Source organism: Endozoicomonas sp. 2B-B (assembly GCF_053470045.1).
The window spans coordinates 3784093-3809721 of record NZ_JBLZMU010000001.1 but is presented as its reverse complement, the minus strand read 5'-3'; the positions used below and the strand labels follow the sequence as shown (position 1 = coordinate 3809721).

Sequence of the window (25629 nt, the reverse complement as noted above, 5' to 3'; positions counted from 1 at the left end):
TCCCAGCATAGCCTGAATGGTTTTCGTTTCGCTACTCCCCAGGCGCAGCTCCCGGATTCAATGGTATAGTGAATAATGACGTTGTGGTCTTTAATACGTTCTAAAATCTCATCTCTCATATTGCGCTCCCTGAAAGTTGATGGCTTGCTCATTGATTGTTTCAGATGTACTGAATGGTTAGACCAAATGCCGTGCCAATAAGTTCATTATGAGCTGAAAAAAAATAAGGCACTGATATGTAAAGGTTTAATTTTAAGCTATCCTCAAGTTCTCCAGTGTTTCTGTGACGACAGGACAGGTTACCTTCCCTTTGACGTTTATCTTCCCGTACCTGTTCTTCATTTTTTGCCAGCGCTGAACCCTGTTTATCGACAGGTTGAGCCTGGCGTGGGCCTTCACAGTACAAGTTCCCTTTGCCTTGTTTGTCAGAACTAACAGAGCCGATGGTTTCTTACCATCACCGGGCACGAGTATACCTTGCACTTTTGTCTGTTTGCGCCAAGTATACAGAGCTGCATCAGTAATGCCGGTTTCTCTTTTTTAAGCTGAGCCACGAAAACACTAGCATCACCTTCTGGAAAATGGGTTCTTCCATTTTTTGCTGCAGCGAGCCAAAACAGTCTCTTTTTATCTGCTCTCACTTATTGAAAGTCATGTATTAAAAGAGGCGATATCTATCCTGACGTAGGGGTTACCTATATGTCATTTATTTATGAAGCCAAAATATTATTCTACCGCTTTAGAGTATTAGTTACGCTAACATTCATATTTTTAGATGTATGTCCCAGCTCTATGGCGGGGTCAGATCTGATGCCTCCCCCACCCACGATATCCTCATCAGGAGGAGCAAGCGGCGGTGATGATCGTGACCCATGTCACTGGCAGAAACGCTGGGTGAAAATTGGTCAACAAACATTTTATGTGCATGCCGAAGATGAAGAACTCCTTCAGCAGCTTTCACATCAACTTGAGCAGCTGCGAAATGCAGGGATGCTTATCCCCTATAGCATCAATTGGGGAGCCAATCTCTATCCATGTGAATGGATACCGCAAACAATAAGAAGACTGATGGTACACTATCCAAATGGAGTGACTATTTTTTCAGCCAGTGTCTGTTTTGCCGGAGTGATAGCTTATTGCAGATATAATGAAATCAGTGGTACGCTAAGTCCAATACTACAAGGTGCCGGTTCGGCCACTTTTTCACACATGATGTTTTTTGTAAATCTATGCCCTTCTTACTTGCAGCGACCATTAATAGCTGGTTCTATAGGTGCGTCTGTAGCTAATACGATTTGTAGAAATGCCATTGCTTATCATCGTTCAATATTAAAAGCACGCAGGACGACAGTTATAAATCCTCAGGTTGTTTTTCTGGCGGTACAGGAAGGTCAAGTTCAAATATTGAATTCTGATGAAGAGGTAATTGTACAAGCACAAGCAATAAAGCCGGATGATGAGAGCGATATTGATGATACATTACATGTTCCTCCGCAAACCTTCATGGCAAGACCCACAATTTATTTGAGACGAATATATCATTGGCTTATGTCCCCTTTTTTACCGTTATAGATAATTGATGTTTCAAGGAACATAACCGCCTGCTTCTGCGAAGCGTGGCAGGCGACTAAAAGTCATACACGACCACCACTGTGTAATTTACGAGAAAATTCTAGCTATAACACGACTGGATCAATGGATACACCAGCGTATCCAGATGGACGATCAAGTCCGACAGCCTCCTGGAGACCTTCGAAAACCCGATTTATGTCGCGTTTGTAGACTACCTTTTTGAATTTATAGTATGAATGGTTGAGGTGAGGTCGTTATGCACTATTTTGGGCTGGTTTTTCTAATTGTCTACTCCAGTTGCATTTTTGCATTAGATAGACAAAAGCGATACACAGAACCCACTCAACTTGTTGCACCTGGCTTGCTACCTTGGGTTGTTAAAATGACAAATACCGGTGGCACTTTTACTGGAGTATTGATATCAGACAGACATATAGTAACGGTTGCTCATGCGTTAGACTCTTTTCCAGATGCTGACTGCCTTAAGGCTCATTTTAAAAATGCTTTGACTCCATTTTCGGTTAAAGCAAGCAGATATATATTGTACTCGAAATTTGATTCTTCACGAATTATTTATAATTATGACTTTGCGATAGTTGAGCTAGATCAAAAAATTTTTCTGGATGAGAAAGGTATAAAGTTACCCTTAATCGATAATAAAACATATTTAATAAATGATTTATATAAAATCAATCCCATTTACGCTGCTGCTTATTCAGATCACGATGCCTTGAAGAAAGTGATTCTTACATTATTATCAGTCAAAAATTCTGTTTATGAGTTAAATTATGCTGGTTATGCAGAAAATGGCAATTCCGGAGGCCCCCTATTCTACAGCATGAACGGTACTGCATATTTATTAGGATTACTTGACGCAAGCGCTGGCGTGGCTGGTGGCGTAATTATCTTCGAAACCCTATCAAAATATCTTGATTTTATCGTAGATAATACCAGTTTAGAAAAGTCTCAAAAAGATAATTGGAAGGATGTTATTTGTATTTTTGACATTACTGTTGGCATTGGAGCTGGTGTTGTTGGCACTCTTCTTGGAATAACAGCCATTCTATATGTAAGTAGAAAGCTCAAAGAAACCCGCATGACAGGAGAAACAATATAATTGGGATAGGGCAGAGTCTCACAACTCTGCATCTCACTGACCAGGATCAATGCAGATCACCCAGGGATTATGGGAAAGAAAAGGCGTGTTAAACCGCTTTCAATAAATGCACACCGTCGGGCAATTATTATGTTCATGTTCACCTTCTTACGGGTATAAGGGATGCCTGCAAACAGGGCAGTCTTCTACCCTGTTTTGAACCATCAAAAGGCCGCACTCCCCGTGAACTTGGTGGGAGCAGGGAAGGACAAAACGGTCGCCGGGGACCTCTTCCAGACAGATGCAGCAGGTTTCGCGCCCTGAGATTTGTCGGCATTTGTGCGTGCTTTGTAAATTTATATCAAGGCAAAGGTTGCAAACATCACAGTGAAAGAGTTTATCCTTGCTCCTATGGCAAGCATCACATTTATCGCAGTGGAACATGGATCTTTCGCTAGAGGTAAAGAGTTTGCAACGTGCACAGAAATATTCCGACATTTGCTGGTGGCAGCCAGGGCATTTCTGGGAGTTTTCTGTAATGTCCCCCTCATATTTGCAGAGAGAACATTGAAACTGTTTTGCATCAAACGGCAGTTTATTCGTAACCTCGCATAGATCACTTTCGTTATGACATCTATGGCAGGGGAAATAGAATCTGCAGCAGTCAAATTTCAGAAGGCAGAGTCTGTAGTAATGAAAACAGAGCGACATTGGTTTTTTTTGTACAGATGTCGTCGACTGTGCCTTCGACGGGCTGGTCGTTGAAATCGGTTGCTGTTCTCCATGGGGCATATCGTCTACTGATGGTAACTCTGAATGCTCATTGGATGAGTTTGTCGCCTCATACGAAGGGGTTGCAAGCTCATTGTGAGTGCCCGACTGCTGGTAAGAACCACTATGCCCGGCACCATTGCTTCCCATCGCCGGGCTGGCGGCTGTCATAGGTTCTTGCGCCCAGTGGGGCATAGCGTTTAATGATTCTCGTAGTTCTCTGAGCGCATAATGCGCCTTTTCAAGTTGTTTACTAAAGCATTCGTTTTCAGCCTGCAGGTAGCTCACGCAGCTCCGTAATCCCTGGTTATCTGTATTTAACGCTTGATTCTGCCTTCTTAACCCTTCAGCCTCCATTCTTAACTCTCGATTCTCTTTGCTTAGCCCTTTAACTTTTTCAGTTAACTCTTCAATCTGTTGTCTTTTATTTTCTTGTTTTTCCTGAGCTCCTCTTTTCAGCTCAACTTCGATTCTTAGCCTGCTGTACTCATTTAAAACAGTTTCCAGCTTTTCTAAACCACAATTGATAGTTTGAAATTCTTGATTGTTGGGGCTGTCGCCTGCATTAGATGGATTTCCCGGAGTAATCGCTGGGGTATCTGAAAGTAGTCCGTGGGTATACTTCATCGGTGCAGGCAGGGATGGTTGGAAATAAGGTTGCCGAGTGAGAAGGGAGTTGTCGGCAAAGCCAGAGGCTATTGTTCTGTTAGAAGTGCTGTCTCTACTAATGATTGCAGCCCCTTGCAGTGGAGGCTCCTGTGGTAAAGTGTGAGTTTTTACCGGAATCAACAGTCGACTTAAGAAATGTTTTAATTCATGAAACGATGGGTGTTGAGGGAATTGTGTAACGGTATATAAAAAAGAAGTGGAAAGTGTAAATGACTGTGCGCCAATTAGAATATCACGCCTAACTTCCGGATCTGATATTTGTCCTAACGGATAAAGAATAAGTTCAAGTGGGTTGGAACGGAGCAGGAACAATTGGACGAAGTACTCTGCAAAGCAACATTTTTCAAATTGTCCTATAGGTGGCTGTTGGCTGGATTGGTTGACTCTGTGGATTATATCCCGAACAATTTTATACAAAATGATCAGGTTCTTGTTGCCAGCTTCGGGTAGAGTCTGGTCAGCTGGAATTATTGGCTGGAGTTCAGACGGAATGTTAACATCATCCAAAGTCCGTGTTTTATCACTGGTGGCTTCTATCAGCTGTTCGATAAAACGGTTGCGTGTTGAGTTTTCGTAGCAGGAACGCTGCAGCTTCAATATCGCCTCAAGGGGCGTGAGACTAATGCCCTCGGTGTTTGTGCTTTTTGTTTCCAAAACCTGCAAACGCAGAGGCATGTTCAGCTCAACCAGTATTTGCCTCAGCTTAAAAACGGCATCGGGATTGTCGCTTTCAATGATGGCTACAAGTTGCTTCGCCAGTACCTGAAGGTCTTGAGTCCTGATGTTTTTTTCACTTACTTTTCCATTGTCGTCTTTTCTGTTATTACCATCTCCACTGCTATCATTGTCTTCTCCCTGTGAATTGCGCTCCTGATCTTCAGGGGCACCTTTTTTTTCTTTTTGATGGTCGTTATTTTCGTTCTTTAGTGATTTATCTTGTACCTTATCCGATGACTCCCCATACCCATTACCTGCCTTTAATACATCAGCATGATCTGTCTTCAAGGCAGTGTACTCAAGAAATAGTTTTAGACAGTCAAGCTGCCACTGAAGGCTCTCGCTGGCTGGGCAAGTAGTGGCGGCACGCTGGAAGAGGGTGTTCCAGAAATTAACATCGGTCAGTTGTTCTATATTCAGGAAGTTAAGCCAACCAACGGGTATAACGGCCTCACTGGAAGAGCCGTCGGCATTGACGCGTGTCATTTTCAGACGCGCCGGGGATGGCTTTTCCGCAAACGAGATAGAATCCTTGCCTATGGACATCAGCCAGTTGCTGACGGGTTTCAGGATAATCAGGTCAATTTCGAATAATCCCGATGGTCTTCCCCCTCCGCCTCCCGGAGGGGGAGGAGAATAGAAAAAGCCTCCATTACCGCCACCGGTAAAATCGGTGTTGCCAGCGAACCCGGCTCCTTTCAATGTGATTGTGTTATTTTGGGTTTGCCCGATTTTCATCCCAATGTCGGTCAGGTTGTCGGGATAGAGCAGAAGGGTCAGCGGGCTGGCCTGGGTTTTGTCGTTCAGCGGTTGATCGGTGGTTACAGAAATAAGCTCTGGTCTCTCCGCCGTCGTTGATTTCAAGCGGACCAGTGCGCCATTCTCAGAGGCACCTTGTGAGAGCTGCCGGAAGACGGGAGTTTGCTGCTCATTCAGGAGCACTAGCTTATAGCAATAGTCACTCAAGTCGTTCGTGACCCATATTGCGATACTGTTCAAATCAGCAGGTACCACAGGTGCCTTAAAGCAAAGAATGCTGTTTCGGTCATTGAAGCTTTCCGGAAGCAGCAAACTCACTTGCCACTGACTCACGCTCTGCGGATCTGTATCATCGCTGATTTCAATCTGAAATCTTTGTCCATCGGGATTATGTCGGTCGATGATGGTTGAAGAATAGACTGATGGCACAACTACGATAGTTATCAGAGAAACAACAAATGCTATGAATAAACGACAAAGTTGCATTCGAATCCCTCAAAAAAAGCTGTGTCAATAATATCAATTCCATTCTTTTCGCCTTATAGCAAACGGCAGGACAATCCGTTTTGACTTTCTGTTCTGGAAAAATAAAGGAACATCATTGGTTGATTTCATTATTTGTTGTAGAAACAGAGAATAGCCAAAAATTTCTGAATCGCTAAACGGTTAATTGTCTTGTGCCAGAGTGCTTTTCGCTGAATCAACCTCTTTGCCAGAAAAATACTTGTCTATTTGGCCAGTGAAGTATTTACACCGGGTTTTTCGGATGAGCTTTCTATTCAATCAGTCTTCCTTCCATAACTCAGTGATTGTTGCCTTGTGACCACCCATCGCCATGGGACCTCTGCCGGCGGTCACCACAAAGCGACTATCGTTGCTGAAGGAGGCTGGTTTTATCGGACCACCATGTCGGATGGTGACTTCATGTTTCCATGTTGCATCGCCCCTACGGCTATAGATTTTCGCCCTTCTATCTACACCAGCGGTTAACACAAAGCGGCTATCGGGGCTGAAGGTGGCTGATATCACTGGGTCATAATGGCGGATGATGGTTTCTTCTTCCCATAATCCATCATCCGTCAGGCTATAGATTTTTGCTTTACCATCCTCACTGGCGGTTATTACATAACGGCTATTGGCGCTGAAGGTGGCTGAGTTAATCATACCTTTATGGTGAATGGTGGCATCTTCTTTCCATGAGCCATCATCTTTCAGACCATAGATTTTCGCCTTTCTATCATCACTGGCGGTCACCAGATGGTGGCTATCGGCACTGAAGCTGGCTGAATTGACCGTCTTATCATGGGTAATGATGACACTTTCTTTCCATAAACCATCGCTCCACTGGCCAGTGATTTTTACCTCGTTATCCTTACCGACAGTCACAATATGGCTGCCATCAGCACTGAAGCTAGCTGATTTGACCGGAGTATTATGGCAAATGGTCATTTCTTCTTGCCATGATCCATCGTTTTTCTGAGCAAAGATTTTCGCAGTATGATCCTCACTGGCGGTCACCAGATGGAGGCTATCTGCACTGAAGATGGCTGAGTTGACAGTGTTGTCATGGACAATGATGGCTTTTTCTTTCCAGACTTGATCGGCTCGCTTGCCAGCTACTGTTACCCGATTTTTGTTTTTTATAGTTACAAAAAGCTGACCATCGGCATTAATTTCAACGACTCTCTCCCTTTGCCCATTAGATACAGTCAGTACATGGTTACCATCGGCACTGAAGGAGGCTGATTCGATCGAACCACTATGGTGAATAGTGGCTTCTGTTTCCCAGGTTCCATCGTCCTTTTGGCCAGTAATTTTCGCCCTGTGATGCCTGCCGACAGTGACTACATGTCGTCCATCCTGACTGAAGGAGGCTGATTTGATCGGACCATAGTGGCTTATAGTGACTTCTTCTTGCCATGATCCATCCGCCTGGTAGCCATAGATTTTTGCCGTTCCATCGTCACTGGCGGTTATTACCAGGCGGCCATTGCTGCTGAAGACGGCGGAGTTGATCTTATATTTATGGATAATCTCAGCTTTTATAACCGGATGAATTATTTTTCGCAGGATACTTACATACTGTAAATCATCCGATGCCTGGCTGTTATGTCTGCAAAGTTGGACAAAATGATATAAGACTCCATGACATGCTTCTGCTTTATTCCATTCGTTCACTGCTCTGGCAGCAATATCTAATGAGTAACAACCGTCGTATTTATCCAATAGACCATTTAAGTCTTTAAGTTTGTTCCTTAAGCTAATCAATTCTGCGCGACAAACAGGGCAGGTTTTAACTGTCCTGTTTCGCAGTCTGGTTTGCAGCCACTGATACAAACAATGCACGTGAAAAAGGTGTTTACATGGCGTTTTCATTATACTTGCCGTGTGTGACCCATAACAGACTGAACAATTCTCGTCAGTAACTTGCGCTTGTTCCAGTTTGAATGCACTGTCGCTGAAAGCACTAATGTTGATTAAAGCATTCAATGCTGTTTTTTCAGTGACATCGGAGGTTCTACCCTCATTGACAGAAGATGATACACTTCCCCGGCGAGCTCGCTTTGGTGGTGGCGAGTATGAACCTGTAATGCTGGAGTGATTATTAATTCCATCCATGTCTGGCTCCTCCAAAGTTAGCGCAACGGATAAAGTTTCTTTCAGCACCTAAGGGGTGATGTTATCCAGTGACAGCAGACAAAAAATGATGTCTCCGCAGTTCAGTGATTTTTACCATGCCATACTCGCTGGAGGTGATCACCTGGTTGCCATCAGCGCTAAAGGTGGCCGATGAGAGCCAGTCATCATCGACAATGGTGGCTTTTTCTGACCATGACCCATCATCTTGCTGGCCAATGATTTTTGCCGTTTTATCAAGGCTGGCAGTCACCAGATGGCGGCCATCGGGGCTGAAGTTGGCTGATATGACCTGACTCTCATGGGAAAAGATGGCTTTTACTTTCCACGAGCCATTGGCTTTTCTGCCGTAAATTTTTACTTTGTAATCGTAGCCGACAATCACCAGATGGTGGTTATCGGTGCTGAATCTGGCGGATTTGACCCAGTGTTGAATGATGGTATTTTTTTTCCATGATCCATCGGCCCTCTTGCCATAGATTTTCGCCTTCGAATCAAGAGTGTTGGTGATCACATAGCCAGTGTCGGCGCTGAAGATGGCTGACAAGACGTTAAAAACATGGGGAATGGTATCTTTTTTTTCCCATGATCCATCGTACTTCTGGCTATGGATTGTCACCGTGTTATCAGAGGCGGTTAATACATGGCAGCCATCGATGCTGAAAATGGCATCATAGAAAAAAGTCTCATTGGGAAGGGTGGCCGTTAGCTCCCATGATCCATCGTTCTTTCGACTATGGATTTTCGCTGTATAATCCAAACTGGCGGTCAGGACATTTCGACCATTGCTGCTGAAGCTAGCTGAATTGACGATACCATTATGGTGAATGAGGGTGTTTGGCTCCCATGATTCATCACAACTCAGATCATATATCTTCGCCGTACCATCCGAACTGGCGGTGACTGCATGATGACCATCGGGGCTGAAAACCGCTGATCTGACCCGTCCTTCATGGGCAATGGTGGTTTTTTTTTCCCATGTTCCATCAGGCTTATGGCCGTAGATTTTTGCCGTATTGTCTCCATTGGCGGTCACCAGATAGCGGTTATCGGCACTGAGTGCGGCCGAGTAGACTACATTGATGCTTCCCATTCGGATGAGATCGTCAATGTTGGCTTTAGTAACTAATTCAAAGGTATCACATTCAGACATCAGCTTTGCCTTGGTGAAAAATAACAGACCAGGTAAATAAACACTCGTCGGCCGACGATCTGCGAGTGAGTCGGATAACGCTTTATTATTCGAAAATGACTCAAACCATGCACGGAGTTGATCCTTGTTTTTTGTACTGATGGTTATCCTTAGTTGATGCTGATGTGCTGAAGTAAACTGACGATACCAGGCTTTTGCCAGAGCATTGTCTTGTTTGATAAGGTCGCGAAGACGGGTAGATACCTTTTGTAAACTGCGAATATCCCGAAGTTTCAAATGACAAAAAATCATGGAAAGTGTATCTGAGGCCAAATCCTGTAATGACAGTTTTTGCTTTTCTTTCTTGTCAGCTACTGTGATGGACCTACCCTGATGGTTACCCGTTAATGCCAGCGCTCTGGCTCTGGCTCGCGTCAGTGGAGGTTCAAAACCGGAATTATTGATTCCATGCATGTCTGGATCCTACAAAGTTGGTGTTTAATCTCGATCATCAGGGCGGTTTAAAAAATATTTAGTTAGTCAGAGACATTTCCAGAATGAAAGTTCATAACAGGCTGGTTAGTGAAACTAACAAAATGACTTTCAGTGCGTGCAGGATGGTGTCACTCAGTGACAACAGACCGTGAATGATTTCTTCGCAGTTCAGTGATTTTTACGATGCCATCCTCACTGGAGGTGATCACCTGACTGCCATCAGCGCTAAAGGTGGCCGATGAAATCCAGCCAGCAGTGAAAATTGAGGCTTTTTTTGACCATGATCCGTCGTCCCGCTGACCAATTATTTTCGCCTTATTGTTATAGCTGGCGGTTACAACATGTCGGCCATCAGGGCTGAAGGTGGCTGATAAGACCCAACCCCTATGGGCAAAGGTGGCTTTTTCTTCCCATAAGCCACTGGCTTTTCTACCGTAAATTTTAACTGTGCGATCGCTGCTGACAGTCACCAGATGTCGGCCATCGGGGCTGAAAGTGGCCGAGTTGACAGCTTTCTTTTGTTGAATTGCGGTATTTTCTTTCCATGATCCATCGGACTTCTTCTCATAGATTTTCATTTTTGGATCCAGACCTGCGGTCACCACATAGCGGCCATCGGCGCTGATATTGGCTGACATGACATTATGATTGTGGGGAATGGCATCTTTTTCTTCCCATGATCCATCGTCCTTCTGGCTATGGATTTTTACCGTATCATCCTGACAGGTGGTTAAGACATAGCAGCCATCGATGCTGAAAATGGCTGAATAGACAGCATACTGTTGGGAAAAGATGGCTGTTATCTCCCATGATTCATCGTCCTTCTTGCTATGGATTTTCGCTGTGTAATCCCAACCGGTGGTCACCACATGTCGACCATCGGTGCTGAAAGTGGCTGATTTGATGCGGCCATCATGGGTAATGGTGGTATTTGGTACCCATGATTCATCGTGCACCAGATCATATATTTTCACCCCGTCACCCGAACAGACGGTCACTACGTGATGACCATCGGGGCTGAAAATCGCTGATTTGACCGATTTGTCATGGGGAATGGTGGTTTTTTTCTCCCATGTTCCATCAGCCTTTTGGCCGTATATTTTTGCCGTTTTGTCTCCATTGACGGTAACCAGATAGCGGCCATCATTACTGATGGCGGCTGAGTAGACTTTATTGAGGCGACTTATATAGAGGGTTTCGCCAAGGCTGTTGGCTGAGTTGTCTTTATAGTTTTTGTCAATGATGGCTTTAGTGACTGATTCAAAGGTGTCACATTCAGACATCAGGTTAGCCTTGGTGAAAAATAACAGACCAGGTAAATAAACACTCGTCGGCCGACGATCTGCGAGTGAGTCGGATAACGCTTTATTATTCGAAAATGACTCAAACCATGCACGGAGTTGATCCTTGTTTTTTGTACTGAGGGTCATCCTTAGTTGCTGCTGATGTGCTGAAGTCAACTGGCGATACCAGGCTTTTGCCAGAGCGTTATCTTGCTTGATAACGTCGCGAAGACGGGTAGATACCTTTTGTAAACTGCGAATATCCCGAAGTTTCAAATGGCAAAAAATCATGGAAAGTGTACCTGAGGCTAAATCTTGCAATGAAAGTTTTTGCTTTTCTTTCTTCTCAGCAACAGAGACGGACCTGCCCGCATTGTTACCCGATAGTGCCAGCGCTCTGGCTCGAGCTTGCTTCAGTGGTGGTTCAAAACCGGAATTATTGATTCCATGCATGTCAGGATCCTGCAAAACTGGTGTTTATTCTTGATCACCGGGGAGGGTTAAAAATTATTCAGTTAGTCAGAGACATTTCCAGAATGAAAGTTCATAACAGGCTGGTTAGTGAAACTAACAAAATGACTTTCAGTGCGTGCAGGATGGTGTCACTCAGTGACAAAAGACCGTGAATGATTTCTTCGCAGTTCAGTTATTTTTACTATGCCATCCTCACTGGAGGTGATCACCTGACTGCCATCAGCGCTAAAGGTGGCCGATGTGACGAAGTCATCATGGGCAATGGTGGCTTTTTCTAACCATGTCCCATCATCCTGCTGACCAATAATTTTCACAGTTTTGTCGTAGTGGGCAGAAGTTAGCAAATGGCGACTCTCAGGACTGAAGGTGGCTGATGAGACCGCCCTGGCATGGGAAAAGGTGGCTTTTACTTCCCAAAAACCATCGGCTTTTCGGCCGTAGATTTTCGTGCCATCGCTGCTGGCAGTGGCCAGATGTCGGCCATCGGGACTGAAGGTAGCCGATTTGACAAGACTCCTGTGTTGAATCACGGCATTTTCTTCCCATGATCCATCGGCCTTCTTGCTGAAGATTCTCGCCTTGCAATCCTTACAGGTGGTGACCACATAGCCACCATCGGCGCTGAAGGCGGCAGACATGACAGAACTATCATGGGGAATGGTATCCTTTTCTTCCCATGATTCATCAGCCCTCTGACTATAGATTTTTGCTGTATTATCCCAACAGGTGGTAACCAGATGGCAGCCATCGTTGCTGAAGGCTGCTGATTCGAGACGAAATCCAAGGGAAAGTATGGCTGTTCTTTCCCATGATCCATCGCGCTTGTGGCTATGGATCTTCACCTCTCCGTCGAGACTGGCGGTCAATACATGTTGGCCATCGGTGCTGAAGGCGGCTGAATGGATCGGAAGATCATGGAGAGTGGTGAATTTCAGTTTCCATGATTCATCGCACCCCAGACCATATATCTCTGCCGTGCAACCCGCACTGGTGGTGATTACATGGTGTCCATAGGCACTAAAAATCGCTGATTCGACCCGTCCTCTATGAGGCAGGGAGGTTTTTTTTTCCCATGTTCCATCAGCCTTTTGACCGTAGATTTTTGCCGTTTTGTCACCATTGGCGGTGACCAGATAGCGGCCATCGGCACTGAGGGCTGCCGTGCTAACTCGATTGAGGTTTAATGTATGAAGGTATTCAGCAGTGCTGTTCGCTGAGTTAGTATTATAAGTTTTGTCAATGGTGGCTTTAGTGACTGATTCAAATGTTTCACATTGAGACATCAGTTTAGCCCTGGTGAAAAATAATACAGGTGAATAAACACTCGTCGGCTGGCGATCAGTGAGTGACTCGAGTAACGCCTGATCATTGGAAAACGGCTCAAACCATGCACGGAGTTGATTCTCGGTTTTTGTAGTGAGGGTCATCCTGAGTTGATTCTGGTGTGCTGAAGAAAACTGGCAATACCAGGCTTTTGCCAGAGTGTTATCTTCCTTGATAACGTCGCGAAGGCGGGTACATACCTTTTGTAAACTGCGAATATCCCGAAGTTTCAAATGACAAAAAATCATGGAAAGTGTATCTGAGGCTAAATCTTGTAATGAAAGTTTTTGCTTTTCTTTCTTGTCAGCTTCAGTGATGGACCTACCCTCGAGGTTACCTGTTGGTGTTAGTGATAGAGCTTGAGCTTGTTTTAGTGGTGGTTCAATAACGGAATTATTATTTATTCCATGCATGTGTGGATCCTGCAAAGTTGGTGTTTATTTTCGATCACCAGAGAGTTTTAAAAATATTCAGTCAGTCAGATAAAGTTCCAGAATGAAAGTTCATGACAAGTTGGTAAGTACAACTAACAAAATTTCTTTCGGCACACTTAAGATAGTGTCACTCAGTGACAGCAGGCCATGAATGATTCCTTCGCAGCTCAGTGATTTTTACTATACCGTCCCGACTGGATGTGATCACCTGGCTGCCATCAGCGCTAAAGGAGGCCGATGAGAGCCGGTCATCATGGACAATGCTGGCTTTTTCTGACCATGACCCATCATCTTGCTGACCCATAATTTTCGCCGTTTTATCAACGCTGGCAGTCACCAGATGGCGGCCATCAGGGCTGAAGTTGGCTGATATGACGAAACCCTTGTGGGAAAAGGTGGTTCTTACTTGCCACAAGCCATTGGCTTTTCTGCTGTAAATTTTTACTTTGCATTCGTAGCCGCGAGTCACCAGATGGCGGCTATCGGGGCTGAATCTTGCTGAATGGATCGAGTGATGAATGGTGGTATTTTTTTGCCATGATCCATCGGCCTTATTGTCGTAGATAATCGCTTTCTGTCCAAGACCGGTGGCGACCACACTGCCAGTGTCGCCGCTGAAGGTGGCAGACAAGATACCACCAACATAGGTAATGGTATTTTTTTCTTCCCATGATCCATCGTTCTTCTGGCTATGGATTGTCACCGTAATACCAGAGGTGGTTACTAGATGGCAGCCATCGATGCTGAAAATGGCTGGATGAAGATAATCGTTATGGGGAAGGGTGGCCGTTAACTGCCATGATCCATCGTTCTTCCGGCTATGGATTTTCGCTGTGACCCTACTGGAGGTCACGACATGTCGACCATTGCTGCTGAAGGTAGCTGATTTGACGTCACGATTATGGCGAATGATGGTGTTTGGCTCCCATGATTCATCACAGCTCAGATCATATATCTTCGCCGAACCATCGGAACTGGCGGTGACTAGATGATGACCATCGGGGCTGAAAATCGCTGATTCGACCCGACCGTCACGGGGAATGGTGGTTTTTTTTTCCCATGTTCCATCAGGCTTATGGCCGTAGATTTTTGCCGTATTGTCTCCATTGGCGGTCACCAAATAGCGGCCATCGGCACTGAGTTCGGCTGAGTAGACTGTATTGATGCGTCCAATTCGGATGAGATCGTCAATGCTGTTGTCTTTATAATTTTTGTCAATGGTGGCTTTAGTAACTAATTCAAAGGTGTCACATTCAGACATCAGCTTAGCCTTTGTGAAAAATAACAGACCAGGTGAATAAAGACCCGTCAGCCGACGATCTGTGAGTGACTCGACCAACGCCTGATCATTCGAAAATGACTCTAACCACGCACGGAGTTGATCCTTGTTTTTTGTACTGAGGGTCATCCTTAGTTGCTGCTGATGTGCTGAAGTAAACTGGCGATACCAGGCTTTTGCCAGAGCGTTATCTTCTTTGATAACGTCACGAAGACGAGTAGATACCTTTTGTAAACTGCGAATATCCCGAAGTTTCAAATGACAAAAAATCATGGAAAGTGTATCTGAATCTAAATCTTGCAGTTTAAGTTTTTGCTTTTTTTTCTTGCCAGCTGCAGAAACGGACCTACCCGCATTGTTACCCGTTAGTTGCAGTGCTCTGGCCTGAGCTCGCGTTAGTGGTTTTTCAAAAACGGAATTATTGATTCCATGCATGTCAGAATCCTGGAAAGCTGGTGTTTATGCAGGATGCTGTCACTCAGTGACAGCAGGCCATGAATGCTTCCTTCGCAGTTCAGTGATTTTCACTATACCGTCCCGACTGGAGGTGACTACCTGACTGCCATCAGCGTTAAAGGTGGCCGATGAGATCCAGGCATCATGGGCGATGGTGGCTTTTTCTGACCATGAGCCATCATGCTGCTGACCAATGATTTTCACCGTTTTCTTGTGGCTGGCAGTAGTCACTATATGAAGACCATCAGGACTGAAGGTGGCTGATGTGTCCCAACCAGTGTGGGGAAAGGTGGTTTTTTCTGCCCATGAGCCATTGGCTTTCAGGCCGCAGATTTTTAATGTGCCATCATTGCTGGCAGTGACTAGGTGGCGGCCATCGAGGCTGAAGGTGGCAGAGTTGACTCTTATCCTGTGTTCAATGATGGTATTTTCTTCCCAGGATCCATCGGCGCTCTTGCCATAGATTTTCGCCTTGCCATCCAGACTGGCAGTGACCACATAGCTACCATCGGCGTTGAAGGTGGCTGAAATGACACCTCTATCATGGGGAATGACACCTTTTTCTTGCCATGATCCATCGCCCCTCTGGCTATGGATTTTCGCCGTCTTATCCCAACAGACGGTCACCACATGGCAGCCATCGGTGCTGAAAGTGGCTGACTCGACAAGATCGTTATGGGGAAGGGTGGCCGTTAATTCCCATGATCCATTATCTTTCTGGCTATGGATTTTCGCTGTTTGATCCCAACTGGCAGTCACCAGATGTCGACCATCGGTGCTGAAGTTGGCTGATCTGATGAATCCATCATGAATAATGGTGGTTTTTGGTTCCCATGGTTCATCACACTCCAGATCATATACCTTCGCTCTGTTATGACTGGCGGTGACCAGGTAGTGACTATCGAGGCTGAAAATCGCTGATCTGACCCATCCTTGATGAGGAATGGTTGTTTTTATTTCCCATGATCCATCAGGCTTGTGGCCATAGATTTTTGCCGTCAGGTCTGCATTGGTGGTGACCAGATAGCGGCCATCAGCACTGAGGGCCGCTGAGTTGACTTCATTTTCATGCATCATACGGATGCGATCATTTAATGAGTTGGCTGAGTTGGCTTTATAAGTTTTGTCAATGGTGGCTTTGGTGACTAATTCAAAGGTTTCACATTGAGACATCAGCTCAGCCCTGGTGAAAAATAACAAAGCAGGTGAATAAACACTCATCGGCTGGCGATCTGTGAGTGACTCGACTAACGCTCTATTATTCGTAAATGACTCAAACCAGGCACGGAGTTGATCCTTGTTTTTTGTACTGAGGGCCATCCTGAGTTGCTGCTGGTGTGCTGAAGTAAACTGGCGATACCAGGCTTTTGCCAGAGTGTTATCTTGCTTGATAACGTCGCGAAGGCGGGTAGATACCTTTTGTAAACTGCGAATATCCCGAAGTTTCAAATGGCAAAAAATCATGGAAAGTGTATCTGAGGCTAAATCCTGCAATGAAAGTTTTTGCTTTTCTTTCGTGTCAGCAACAGAGACGGACCTGCCCGCATTGTTACCCGTTAGTGCCAGCGCTCTGGCTCGGGCTCGCGTCAGTGGTGGTTCAAAACCGGAATTATTGATTCCATGCATGTCTGGATCCTGCAAAGCTGGTGTTTATTCTCGATCACCGGGGAGGGTTAAAAATTGTATAGTTAGTCAGAGATATTTCCGGAATGAAAGTTCATAACAGGTTGGTTAGTAAAACTAACAAAATGACTTTCAGTACCTGCAAGATAGTGTCACTCAGTGACAGCAGACCATGAATGCTTCCTTCGCAGTTCAGTGATTTTTACGATGCCGTCCCGACTGGAGGTGACCACCTGACTGCCATCAGCGCTAAAGGTGGCCGATGAGATCCAGTCATCATGGGCGATGATGGCTTTTTCTGACCATGTCCCATCATGCTGCTGACCAATGATTTTCACCGTTTTCCTGTAGCTGGCAGTAGTCACTATATGGAAACCATCAGGACTGAAGGTGGCTGATGTGACCAAACCAGTATGGAGAAAGGTAGTTTTTTCTGCCCATATGCCATTGGCTTTCAGGCCGTAGATTTTTAATGTGCCATCATTGCTGGCAGTGACCACGTGGCGGCCATCGAGGCTGAAGGTGGCAGAGTTGACTCTTAGCCTGTGTTCAATGATGGTATTTTCTTCCCAGGATCCATCGGCGCTCTTGCGATAGATTTTCGCCTTGCCATCCAGACTGGCGGTGACCACATAGCTACCATCGGCGTTGAAGGTGGCTGACATGATAGCTCTATCATGAGGAATAACACCTTTTTTTTCCCATGATCCATCGCCCTTCTGGCTATGGATTTTCGCCTTCTTATGCTCACAGACGGTCACCACATGGCAGACATCGGTGCTGAAAGTGACTGAATGGACAAAATCGTTATAGGGAAGGGTAAGGGTGGCCGTTAATTCCCATGATTCATCCTCTTTCTGGCTATGGATTTTCGTTGTGCCATCAAAACTGGCGGTCACCACATGTCGACTATCGGAACTGAAAGCGGCTGATATGACGAAATTACCATGGGAAATGGTGGTGTTTGGTTCCCATGATTCATTGCACCCCCGATCATAGATTTTCGCAGTGTGATCTTCACTGGCGGTGACTACGTGGTGACTATCGGGGCTGAAAATCGCTGATTTGACCCATCCTTCATGAGGAATGGTTGTTTTTATTTCCCATGATCCATCAGGCTTGTGGCCATAGATTTTTGCCGTCCTGTCTGCATTGGCGGTAACCAGATAGCAGCCATCAGCACTGAGGTCCGCTGAGTTGACTTCATTTTCAAACATCATACGGATGCGATCATTTAATGAGGTGGCTGAGTTGGCTTTATAAGTTTCGTCAATGATGGCTTTGTTGACTAATTCAAAGGTTTCACATTGAGACATCAGCTCAGCCCTGGTGAAAAATAACAGACCAGGTGAATAAAGACTCATCGACCGACGGTCTGTGAGTGACTCGACTAACGCTCTATTATTCGTAAATGACTCAAACCAGGCACGGAGTTGATCCTTGTTTTTTGTACTGAGGGCCATCCTGAGTTGCTGCTGATGTGCTGGAGTAAACTGGCGATACCAGGCTTTTGCCAGAGCGTTATCTTGCTTGATAAGGTCGCGAAGGCGGGTAGATACCCTCAGTAAACTGCGAATATCCCGAAGTCTCAAATGGCAAAAAATCATGGAAAGTGTATCTGAGGCTAAATCTTGTAATGAAAGTTTTTGCTTTTCTTTCGTGTCAGCAACAGAGACGGACCTGCCCGCATTGTTACCCGTTAGTGCCAGCGCTCTGGCTCGGGCTCGCGTCAGTGGTGGTTCATAACCGGAACTATTGATTCCATGCATGTCTGTATCCTGCAAAGCGGGTGTTTATTCTCGATCATCAGGGAGGGTTAAAAATTGTTTAGTTAGTCAGAGACATTTCCGGAATGAAAGTTCATAACAGGCTGGTTAGTGAAACTAACAAAATGACGCTCAGTGCCTGCAGGATGCTGTCACTCAGTGACAGCAGGCCATGAATGATTCCTTCGCAGTTCAGTGATTTTTACTATGCCGTCCCGACTGGAGGTGACCACCTGACTGCCATCAGCGTTAAAGGTGGCCGATGAGATCCAGTCATCATGGGTGATGGTGGCTTTTTCTAACCATGTCCCATCATCTTGCTGACCAATAATTTTCACAGTGTTGTCATAGCAGGCAGTAGTCAGCATATGGCGGCCCTCAGGGCTAAAGGTGGCTGATAAGGTCCAATCCCCATAAGACTCATAGGAAAAGGTGGCTTTTTTTTTCCACAAGCCATTGGCTTTTCTGCCGTAAATTTTCACTTTGTTATCGTTGTCGGTAATCAACAGGTGGCGGCCATCGTTGCTGAACCTGGCTGATCTGACAATTCCCCAGTGTTGAATGATGGTATTTTTTTTCCATGATCCATCGGCCTTCTGGCCATAGATTTTCGCCTTCCATTCCAGACCAGTGGCAACCAAATAGCGACCCTCGGCGCTAAAGATGGCTGACAGGACATCACCAACATGAGGAATGGCATCTTTTTCTTCCCATGATCCATCGTCCTTCTGGCTATGGATTTTCACCGTATTATCAGAGGTGGTTAACACATGGCAGCCATCGATGCTGAAAATGGCTGAAGCGCCAGCAGTTTTATGGGGCAGGGTGGCCGTTAACTCCCATGATCCATCGTCCTTCCGGCTATGGATTTTCGCTGTGCCATTCCAACTGGTGGTCACGACATGTCGACTATTGGCGCTGAAGTTGGCTGATTTGATCTCACCATTATGGGAAATGATGGTGTTTGGCTCCCATGTTTCGTCGCACCTCAGATTGTATATCGTCACCGTGCCACCCGAACTGGCAGTCACCAGATGGTGACCATCGGAGCTGAAAATCGCTGATTTGATCTCTCTGACATGGGGAATGGTGGTTTTTTTTTCCCATGTTCCATCAGGCTTATGGCTGTAGATTTTTACCGTATTGTCGCCATTGGCGGTCACCAGAAAGCGGCCATCGACACTGAGTGTGGCCGAGTGGACTCTATTGTTTCGTCTAATTCGGATGGGATCGATAATGCTGTTGGATGAGTGGGTTTTATAAGTTTTGTCAAGGGTGGCTTTAGTGACTAATTCAAAGGTATCACATTCGGACATCAGCTTAGCCTTGGTGAAAAATAACAGACCAGGTGAATAAAGTCTCATCGACCGACGGTCTGTGAGAGATTCGACTAACGCTCTATTATTCGTAAATGACTCAAACCAGGCACGGAGTTGATCCTTGTTTTTTGTACTGAGGGCCATCCTGAGTTGCTGCTGGTGTGCTGAAGTAAACTGGCGATACCAGGCTTTTGCCAGAGCGTTATCTTGCTCAATAACGTCGCGAAGGCGGGTAGATACCTTTTGTAAACTGCGAATATCCCGAAGTTTCAAATGGCAAAAAATCATGGAAAGTGTATCTGAGGCTAAATCCTGCAATGAAAGTTTTTGCTTTTCTTTCGTGTCAGCCAGAGTGATGGACCTGCCCGCATGGTTACCCGCCTGTGCCAGCGCTCTGGCTCGGGCTCGCGTCAGTGGTGGTTCAAAACCGGAATTATTGATTCCATGCATGTCTGGATCCTGCAAAGCGGGTGTTTATTATCGATCACCTGGAAGATTTGAAAATTATTTAGTTAGTCAGAGACAGTTCCGGAATGAAAGTTCATACCAGGTTGGTAAGTACAGCTAACAAAATGACTTTCGTCGCGTGCCGGATGGTGTCACTCAGTGACAGCAGACCATGAATGATTCCTCCGTAGTTCAGTGATTTTTACTATGCCATCCTCGCTGGATGTGATCACCTGGCTACCGTCGGCGCTAAAGGTGGCCGATGTGAGCCAGCCTTCATGGACAATGGTGGCTTTTTCTAACCATGAGCCATCATCCTGCTGACCAATGATTTTCGCCGTATTGTCCATGCTGGCAGTCACCAGATGACGACCATCAGGGCTGAAGGTGGCTGAGAAGACCCGACCCTTATGGAAAAAGGTGCCTTTTTCTTTCCAAAAGCCATTGGCTGTTTTGCCGTAAATTTTCACTTTACAATCATTGCTGGCAGTGACTAAATGGCGGCCATCGGGGCTGAAGCTGGTCGAGTTGATAAAATCACCGTGTTGAATGATGCCGCTTTTTGCCCATGATCCGTCGGCCTTTTTCTCATAGATTACCGCTTTGCGATCCGGACTGACGATGACCACAGAGCCGCCATTGGCACTAAAGGTGGCTGAAATGATACTACCGTCATGAGGAATGGCATCTTTTTCTTCCCATGATTCAGCGTCCTTCTGGCCAATGATTTTCAACGTCTTATCCTTACCGGCGGCTACCACATAACAACCATCAGTGCTGAAATTGGCTGAATAGATAGCATTCTTATAAAAAAAGCTGGCTGATAACTTCCATGATCCCTCACCTTTCTTACTAAGGATTTTCACTTTACCATCCAGACTGGAGGTAACCAGATGTTGGCTATCGGTGCTGAAGGTGGCTGACCTGATGTACCCATTATGAACAATGGTGGTTTTTGGTTCCCATGATTGATCACATCCCAGATTATATATCTTCGCTGCACAATGACGATTGACGGTTACTAAATGGTGACTATTGGGGCTGAAAATGGCTGGTTGGAAATTGCTTTCATGAGGAAAAGAGGTTTCTAGTTCCCATGTTTTATCAGGATTTTGGCGGTAGATTTTTGCTCTATGGTCGCCATTGGTGGTTGCCAGATAGCAGCCATCGGCACTGAGGGCCGCTGATTTGACCTTGTTGAGACTTGCGTTAGCGTTGGGGTTTTGTAGGCTGATGGCTGGGTTGATTTCATGAGTTTTGTCAATGGTGGCTTTAGTGACTAATTCAAAGGTTTTACATTTAGACATCAGCTCAGTCCGGGCGAAAAATAATAGTGCAGGTAAATAAATATTCGTCGGCTGGAGATCCAGGAGTGACTCGACTAACGCCTTATTATTTGAAAACGACTCAAGCCACTCACGGCGTTGATTCTTATCTTTTGCGCTGATGGTCATCCTCAGTTGATTCTGTTGTGCTGAAGAAAACTGGCGATACCAGGCTTTTTCCAGAGCGTTATTTTCCTTGATTGTGTCGCGAAGACGAGTACATACCTTTTGTAAACTGCGAATATCCCGAAGTTTCAAATGGCAAAAAATCATGGAAAGTGTATCTGAGTCTAAATCTTGCAATGAAAGTTTTTGCTTTTCTTGCTCGTCAGCTTCAGTGATGGACCTGCCCTCGTGGTTACCCGTTGGTGTTAGCGATAGAGCTTGCACTGATGGTGGTTCAATAACGGAATTATTATTTATTTCATGCATATCTTGATCCTGTAAAGCGGGTGTTTATTCTCGATCGCCAGGGCGGTTAAAAAGTTATTTAGTTAGAGACAGTTCCAGAATGAAAGTTCAAGACGGGCTGGTCAGTGAAACTAACAAAATGACTTTTGGTGGATGCAGGATGGTGTTACTGAGATAGCGTCACTCAGTGACAGCAGACAATAAATGATTCCTTCGCAGTTCAGTGATTCTCACCGTGCCGTCCTCACTGGATGTGATTACCTGGCTGCCGTCGGCGCTAAAGTTGGCCGATGAGAGCCAGTCATCATGGACAATGGCGGCTTTTTCTGACCATGACCCATCATCCTGCTGACCAATGATTTTCGCCGTTTTGTCATAGCTGGCAGTCACCAGATGGCGGCCATCAGGGCTGAAGGTGGCTGATATGACCAGACTCCTATGGGAAAAGGTGGCTTTTTCTTCCCATAAGCCATTGGCTTTTCTGTCGTAAATTTTTACTGTGTGATCATAGCTGGCAGTCACCAGATGTCGGCCATCGGGGCTGAAGTTGGCCGACTTGACAGGTCCCCTGTGTTGAATGACGGCATTTTCTGCCCATGATCCATCAGTCTTCTTGCTGTAAATGATCGCCTTGCAATCGACAATACTGGCAGTGGCTACACAGTCACCATCGGCGCTGAAGGTGGCTGAGATGACACTGCCACCATGTTGAATGACATCTTTTACTTCCCATGATGGATTGTCCTTCTGGCGATGGATTTTCACTGTCCTATCCTGACAGGCGATTAACGCGTAGCAGCCATCGGTGCTGAAAGTGGCTGAATAGATATCACAATGATGGGAAAAGATGACTGATAACACCCATGATCCATCATCTTTTTGGCTACTGATTTTAACTGTGTTATCCAAACTGGCGGTCACGATATGTCGACCATCGTTGCTGAAGGTGGCTGATCTGATGAGATCATAATGAGTAATGGTGGCTTTTGGTTCCCATGATTCATTGCATCCCAGAGCATAAATCTTCGCTGTGCCATCACCACTGAAGCTCACTGCATGGTGACTATCGGGGCTGAAATTCGCTGATTTGACCCATCCTTCATGAGGAATGGTTGTTTTTATTTCCCATGATCCATCAGGCTTGTGGCCGTAGATTTTTGCCGTATTGTCGCCATTGGCCGTGACCAGGTAGCGGCCATCACTACTGAGGGCGGCTGAATTGACTCTATTGAGGTGTTCCAGGTGGATACGATCGACTAATTGAAGGTCTGGGTTGGGTTTATATATTTTGTCAATGGTGGCATTAGTGACTAATTCAAATCTTTCACATTTGGACATCAGCTCAGCCCTGCTGAAAAATAACAGAGCTGCTAGATAAACGCTCGTCGGCTGCCGATCTGAGAGTGACTCGAGTAACGCCTGATCATTCGAAAACGACTCAAACCAGGCTCGGAGTTGATTCTTATCTTTTCCAGCGATGGTCATCCTTAGTTGAAACTGGTGTTCTGAAGAAAACTGGCAAAACCAGGCTTTTGCCAGAGCGTTATCTTCTTTGATAGTGTCGCGAAGGCGGGTAGATACCTTTTGTAAACTGCGAATATCCCGAAGTTTCAAATGGCAAAAAATTAAGGACAGTGTCTCTGAGGGTAAATCCTGTAATGAAAGTTTTTGCTTTTCTTTCGTGTCAGCTATAGAGGTGGACCTGCCCGCGTAGTTACCCGTTAGTGCCGGGACTTTGGTTGGAGCTGGCGTCGGTGGTGGTTCAAAACCGGAATTATTGATTCCATTCATGTCTGGATCCTGCAAAGCTGTTGATTATTCTCGATCGTCAGGGCGGTTTAAAAATTATTTAGTGAGCAGAGACATTTCCAGAATGAAAGTTCAAAACAGGCTGGTCAGTGAAACTAACAAAATGACTTTCGGTGCATGCGCAATGGTGTTGATGAGATAGCGTCACTCAGTGACAGCAGACAATAGATGATTCCTTCGCAGTTCAGTGATTCTCACTGTGCCGTCCTCACTGGATGTGATCACCTGACTGCCATCGGCGTTAAAGGTGGCCGATAAGATAGGGCCATCATGAACAATCCTGGCCTTTTCTGACCATGTGCCATCATCCTGCTGACCAATGATTTTCGCCGTCTTGTCCCTGCTCGCAGTCACCAGATGACGGCCATCTGGGCTGAAGGTGGCTGATAAGGTACAACGCTTATGGGAAAAGGTGGCTTTTTCTTCCCATAAACCATTGGCTTTTCTGCTGCAAATTTTCACTGTGCCATCCTGGCAGGCAATCACCAAGTGATGGCCATCGGGGCTGAAGGTGGCTGAGCTAATAGGTTCCTCGCGTCGAATGATGGTATTTTTTTCCCATGAAACATCGGACTTCTGCTCATAGATTTTCGCAGTGCGATCATTACTGGCAGTCACCAAATAGTGGCCATTGGGACTGAAGGTGGCTGACCGGACAATGTCATTATGGCGGATGACATCTATTTCTTCCCATAATCCATCGACTACCTGTCTATGGATTTTCGCAGTATTATCATCACTGGCGGTTACCACATAGCGGCCATCGGTGCTGAAACTGGCTGACCAGACAGCTCCTTTATGGCGAAGGGTAGCGGTTAATTTCCATGACCCATCGCGTTGTTGGCTATGGATTTTCGCTGTTCGGTCGCCACTGGCGGTCACTACATGTTGGCAATCGGTGCTGAAGGCAGCTGACGTGATGTCAAGATCATGGGCAATGGTGGTGTTTGGTTCCCATGATTCATTGCGCACCAGATCATATATCTTGGCCCTGCCATCCAGACTGGCTGTCACTACATGTTGACTGTCGTTGCTGAAGGTCGCTGATTGGACCCAGAAGTCATAGGGAATGCTGGTTTCTTTGTCCCATGTTTCATCAGCCTTTTGGCCGTAGATTTTTGCCGTATGGTCTTCATTGGCGGTGACCAGGTATCGGCCATCAGCACTGAGTTCTGCTGAGTACACATCACACTTTATGTCAATGGAGGCCTTAGTGACTAATTCAAAGGTTTCACATTGAGACATCAGCTTAGCCTTGGTGAAAAATAATAGAGCAGGTGAATAAACACTCGTCAGCTGGCGATCTGTGAGTAACTTGATTAACGCCTGATCATTGGAAAACGACTCAAACCAGGCTCGGAGTTGATTTTTATCTTTGCTGGTGATGGTCATCCCCAGTTGATTCTGGTGTGGTGATGAAAACTGGCGATACCAGGCTTTTGCCAGTGTGTTATCTTCTTTGATAACTTCCCGAAGGCGGGTACATACCTTTTGTAAACTGCGAATATCCCGAAGTTTCAAATGGCAAAAGATCATGGAAAGTGTATCTGAGTCTAAATCTTGCAATGAAAGATTTTGCTTTTCTTGCTTGTCAGCTTCAGTGATGGACCTGGCCGCGTGGTGACCCGTTGGTCTTAGCGATAGAGCTTGAACTTGCGTCAGTGGTTGCTCAAAACCGGAATTATTGATTCCATCCATGTCTGGATCCTGCAAAGCTGGTGTTTATTCTCGATTATGAGGGGATTTTGAAAATTATTTAGTTAGTCAGAGACAGTTCCGGGATGAAAGTTCATAACAGGTTGGTAAGTAAAACTGACAAAATGACTTTTTGT

At 45.6% G+C, this 25629-nt stretch carries 15 protein-coding genes; 2 read left to right on the top strand and 13 right to left on the bottom strand.

Going from position 1 to position 25629, the window contains the following annotated elements:
- Positions 1–252: 252 nt before the first annotated feature.
- Positions 253–483, bottom strand: a complete 231-nt coding sequence (locus ACOMHB_RS14405) for a hypothetical protein (RefSeq protein WP_448217142.1) — start codon at positions 481–483, stop codon at positions 253–255.
- A 216-nt stretch (positions 484–699) separates the two neighbouring features.
- Between ACOMHB_RS14405 and ACOMHB_RS14400 the strand changes: the two genes are divergently transcribed.
- Positions 700–1572, top strand: coding sequence for a hypothetical protein (locus ACOMHB_RS14400; RefSeq protein ID WP_448217141.1), 873 nt, complete (start codon positions 700–702; stop codon positions 1570–1572).
- A 256-nt stretch (positions 1573–1828) separates the two neighbouring features.
- Positions 1829–2689, top strand: a complete 861-nt coding sequence (locus ACOMHB_RS14395; protein WP_448217140.1) for a trypsin-like serine protease — start codon at positions 1829–1831, stop codon at positions 2687–2689.
- A 147-nt stretch (positions 2690–2836) separates the two neighbouring features.
- Here ACOMHB_RS14395 and ACOMHB_RS14390 read toward each other — a convergent pair whose 3' ends face one another.
- The 12 genes from ACOMHB_RS14390 to ACOMHB_RS14335 form a co-directional block, all read right to left on the bottom strand.
- Positions 2837–6070 carry a CHY zinc finger protein gene (locus tag ACOMHB_RS14390; protein ID WP_448217139.1) on the bottom strand — a complete coding sequence of 1078 codons (3234 nt, stop codon included), beginning with the start codon at positions 6068–6070 and terminating at the stop codon, positions 2837–2839.
- A 297-nt stretch (positions 6071–6367) separates the two neighbouring features.
- On the bottom strand, positions 6368–8203 hold the full coding sequence (locus ACOMHB_RS14385; protein ID WP_448217138.1) for an RING finger domain-containing protein: 1836 nt from the start codon (positions 8201–8203) through the stop codon (positions 6368–6370).
- A gap of 61 nt (positions 8204–8264) precedes the next feature.
- Entirely contained in the window at positions 8265–9827 is a 1563-nt protein-coding gene (locus ACOMHB_RS14380; RefSeq protein WP_448217137.1) for an F-box/WD repeat-containing protein, read from the bottom strand.
- A gap of 149 nt (positions 9828–9976) precedes the next feature.
- Positions 9977–11584, bottom strand: a complete 1608-nt coding sequence (locus ACOMHB_RS14375; protein ID WP_448217136.1) for an F-box/WD repeat-containing protein — start codon at positions 11582–11584, stop codon at positions 9977–9979.
- 149 nt (positions 11585–11733) lie between these two features.
- Positions 11734–13341, bottom strand: a complete 1608-nt coding sequence (locus tag ACOMHB_RS14370) for an F-box/WD repeat-containing protein (protein WP_448217135.1) — start codon at positions 13339–13341, stop codon at positions 11734–11736.
- Positions 13342–13489: 148 nt separating this feature from the next.
- Positions 13490–15076, bottom strand: a complete 1587-nt coding sequence (locus tag ACOMHB_RS14365) for an F-box/WD repeat-containing protein (RefSeq protein ID WP_448217134.1) — start codon at positions 15074–15076, stop codon at positions 13490–13492.
- A gap of 39 nt (positions 15077–15115) precedes the next feature.
- Positions 15116–16723 (bottom strand): F-box/WD repeat-containing protein, encoded by a 1608-nt coding sequence (locus tag ACOMHB_RS14360; protein WP_448217133.1) that lies wholly within the window; start codon positions 16721–16723, stop codon positions 15116–15118.
- A gap of 149 nt (positions 16724–16872) precedes the next feature.
- Complete coding sequence (locus ACOMHB_RS14355) at positions 16873–18489, bottom strand: F-box/WD repeat-containing protein (RefSeq protein ID WP_448217132.1); 1617 nt, start codon at positions 18487–18489, stop codon at positions 16873–16875.
- A 149-nt stretch (positions 18490–18638) separates the two neighbouring features.
- Entirely contained in the window at positions 18639–20255 is a 1617-nt protein-coding gene (locus ACOMHB_RS14350) for an F-box/WD repeat-containing protein (RefSeq protein ID WP_448217131.1), read from the bottom strand.
- A gap of 149 nt (positions 20256–20404) precedes the next feature.
- Complete coding sequence (locus tag ACOMHB_RS14345) at positions 20405–22009, bottom strand: F-box/WD repeat-containing protein (RefSeq protein ID WP_422138024.1); 1605 nt, start codon at positions 22007–22009, stop codon at positions 20405–20407.
- A gap of 159 nt (positions 22010–22168) precedes the next feature.
- On the bottom strand, positions 22169–23779 hold the full coding sequence (locus ACOMHB_RS14340; RefSeq protein ID WP_448217130.1) for an F-box/WD repeat-containing protein: 1611 nt from the start codon (positions 23777–23779) through the stop codon (positions 22169–22171).
- 162 nt (positions 23780–23941) lie between these two features.
- Complete coding sequence (locus ACOMHB_RS14335; protein ID WP_448217129.1) at positions 23942–25495, bottom strand: F-box/WD repeat-containing protein; 1554 nt, start codon at positions 25493–25495, stop codon at positions 23942–23944.
- Between the last annotated feature and the right edge of the window lie 134 nt (positions 25496–25629).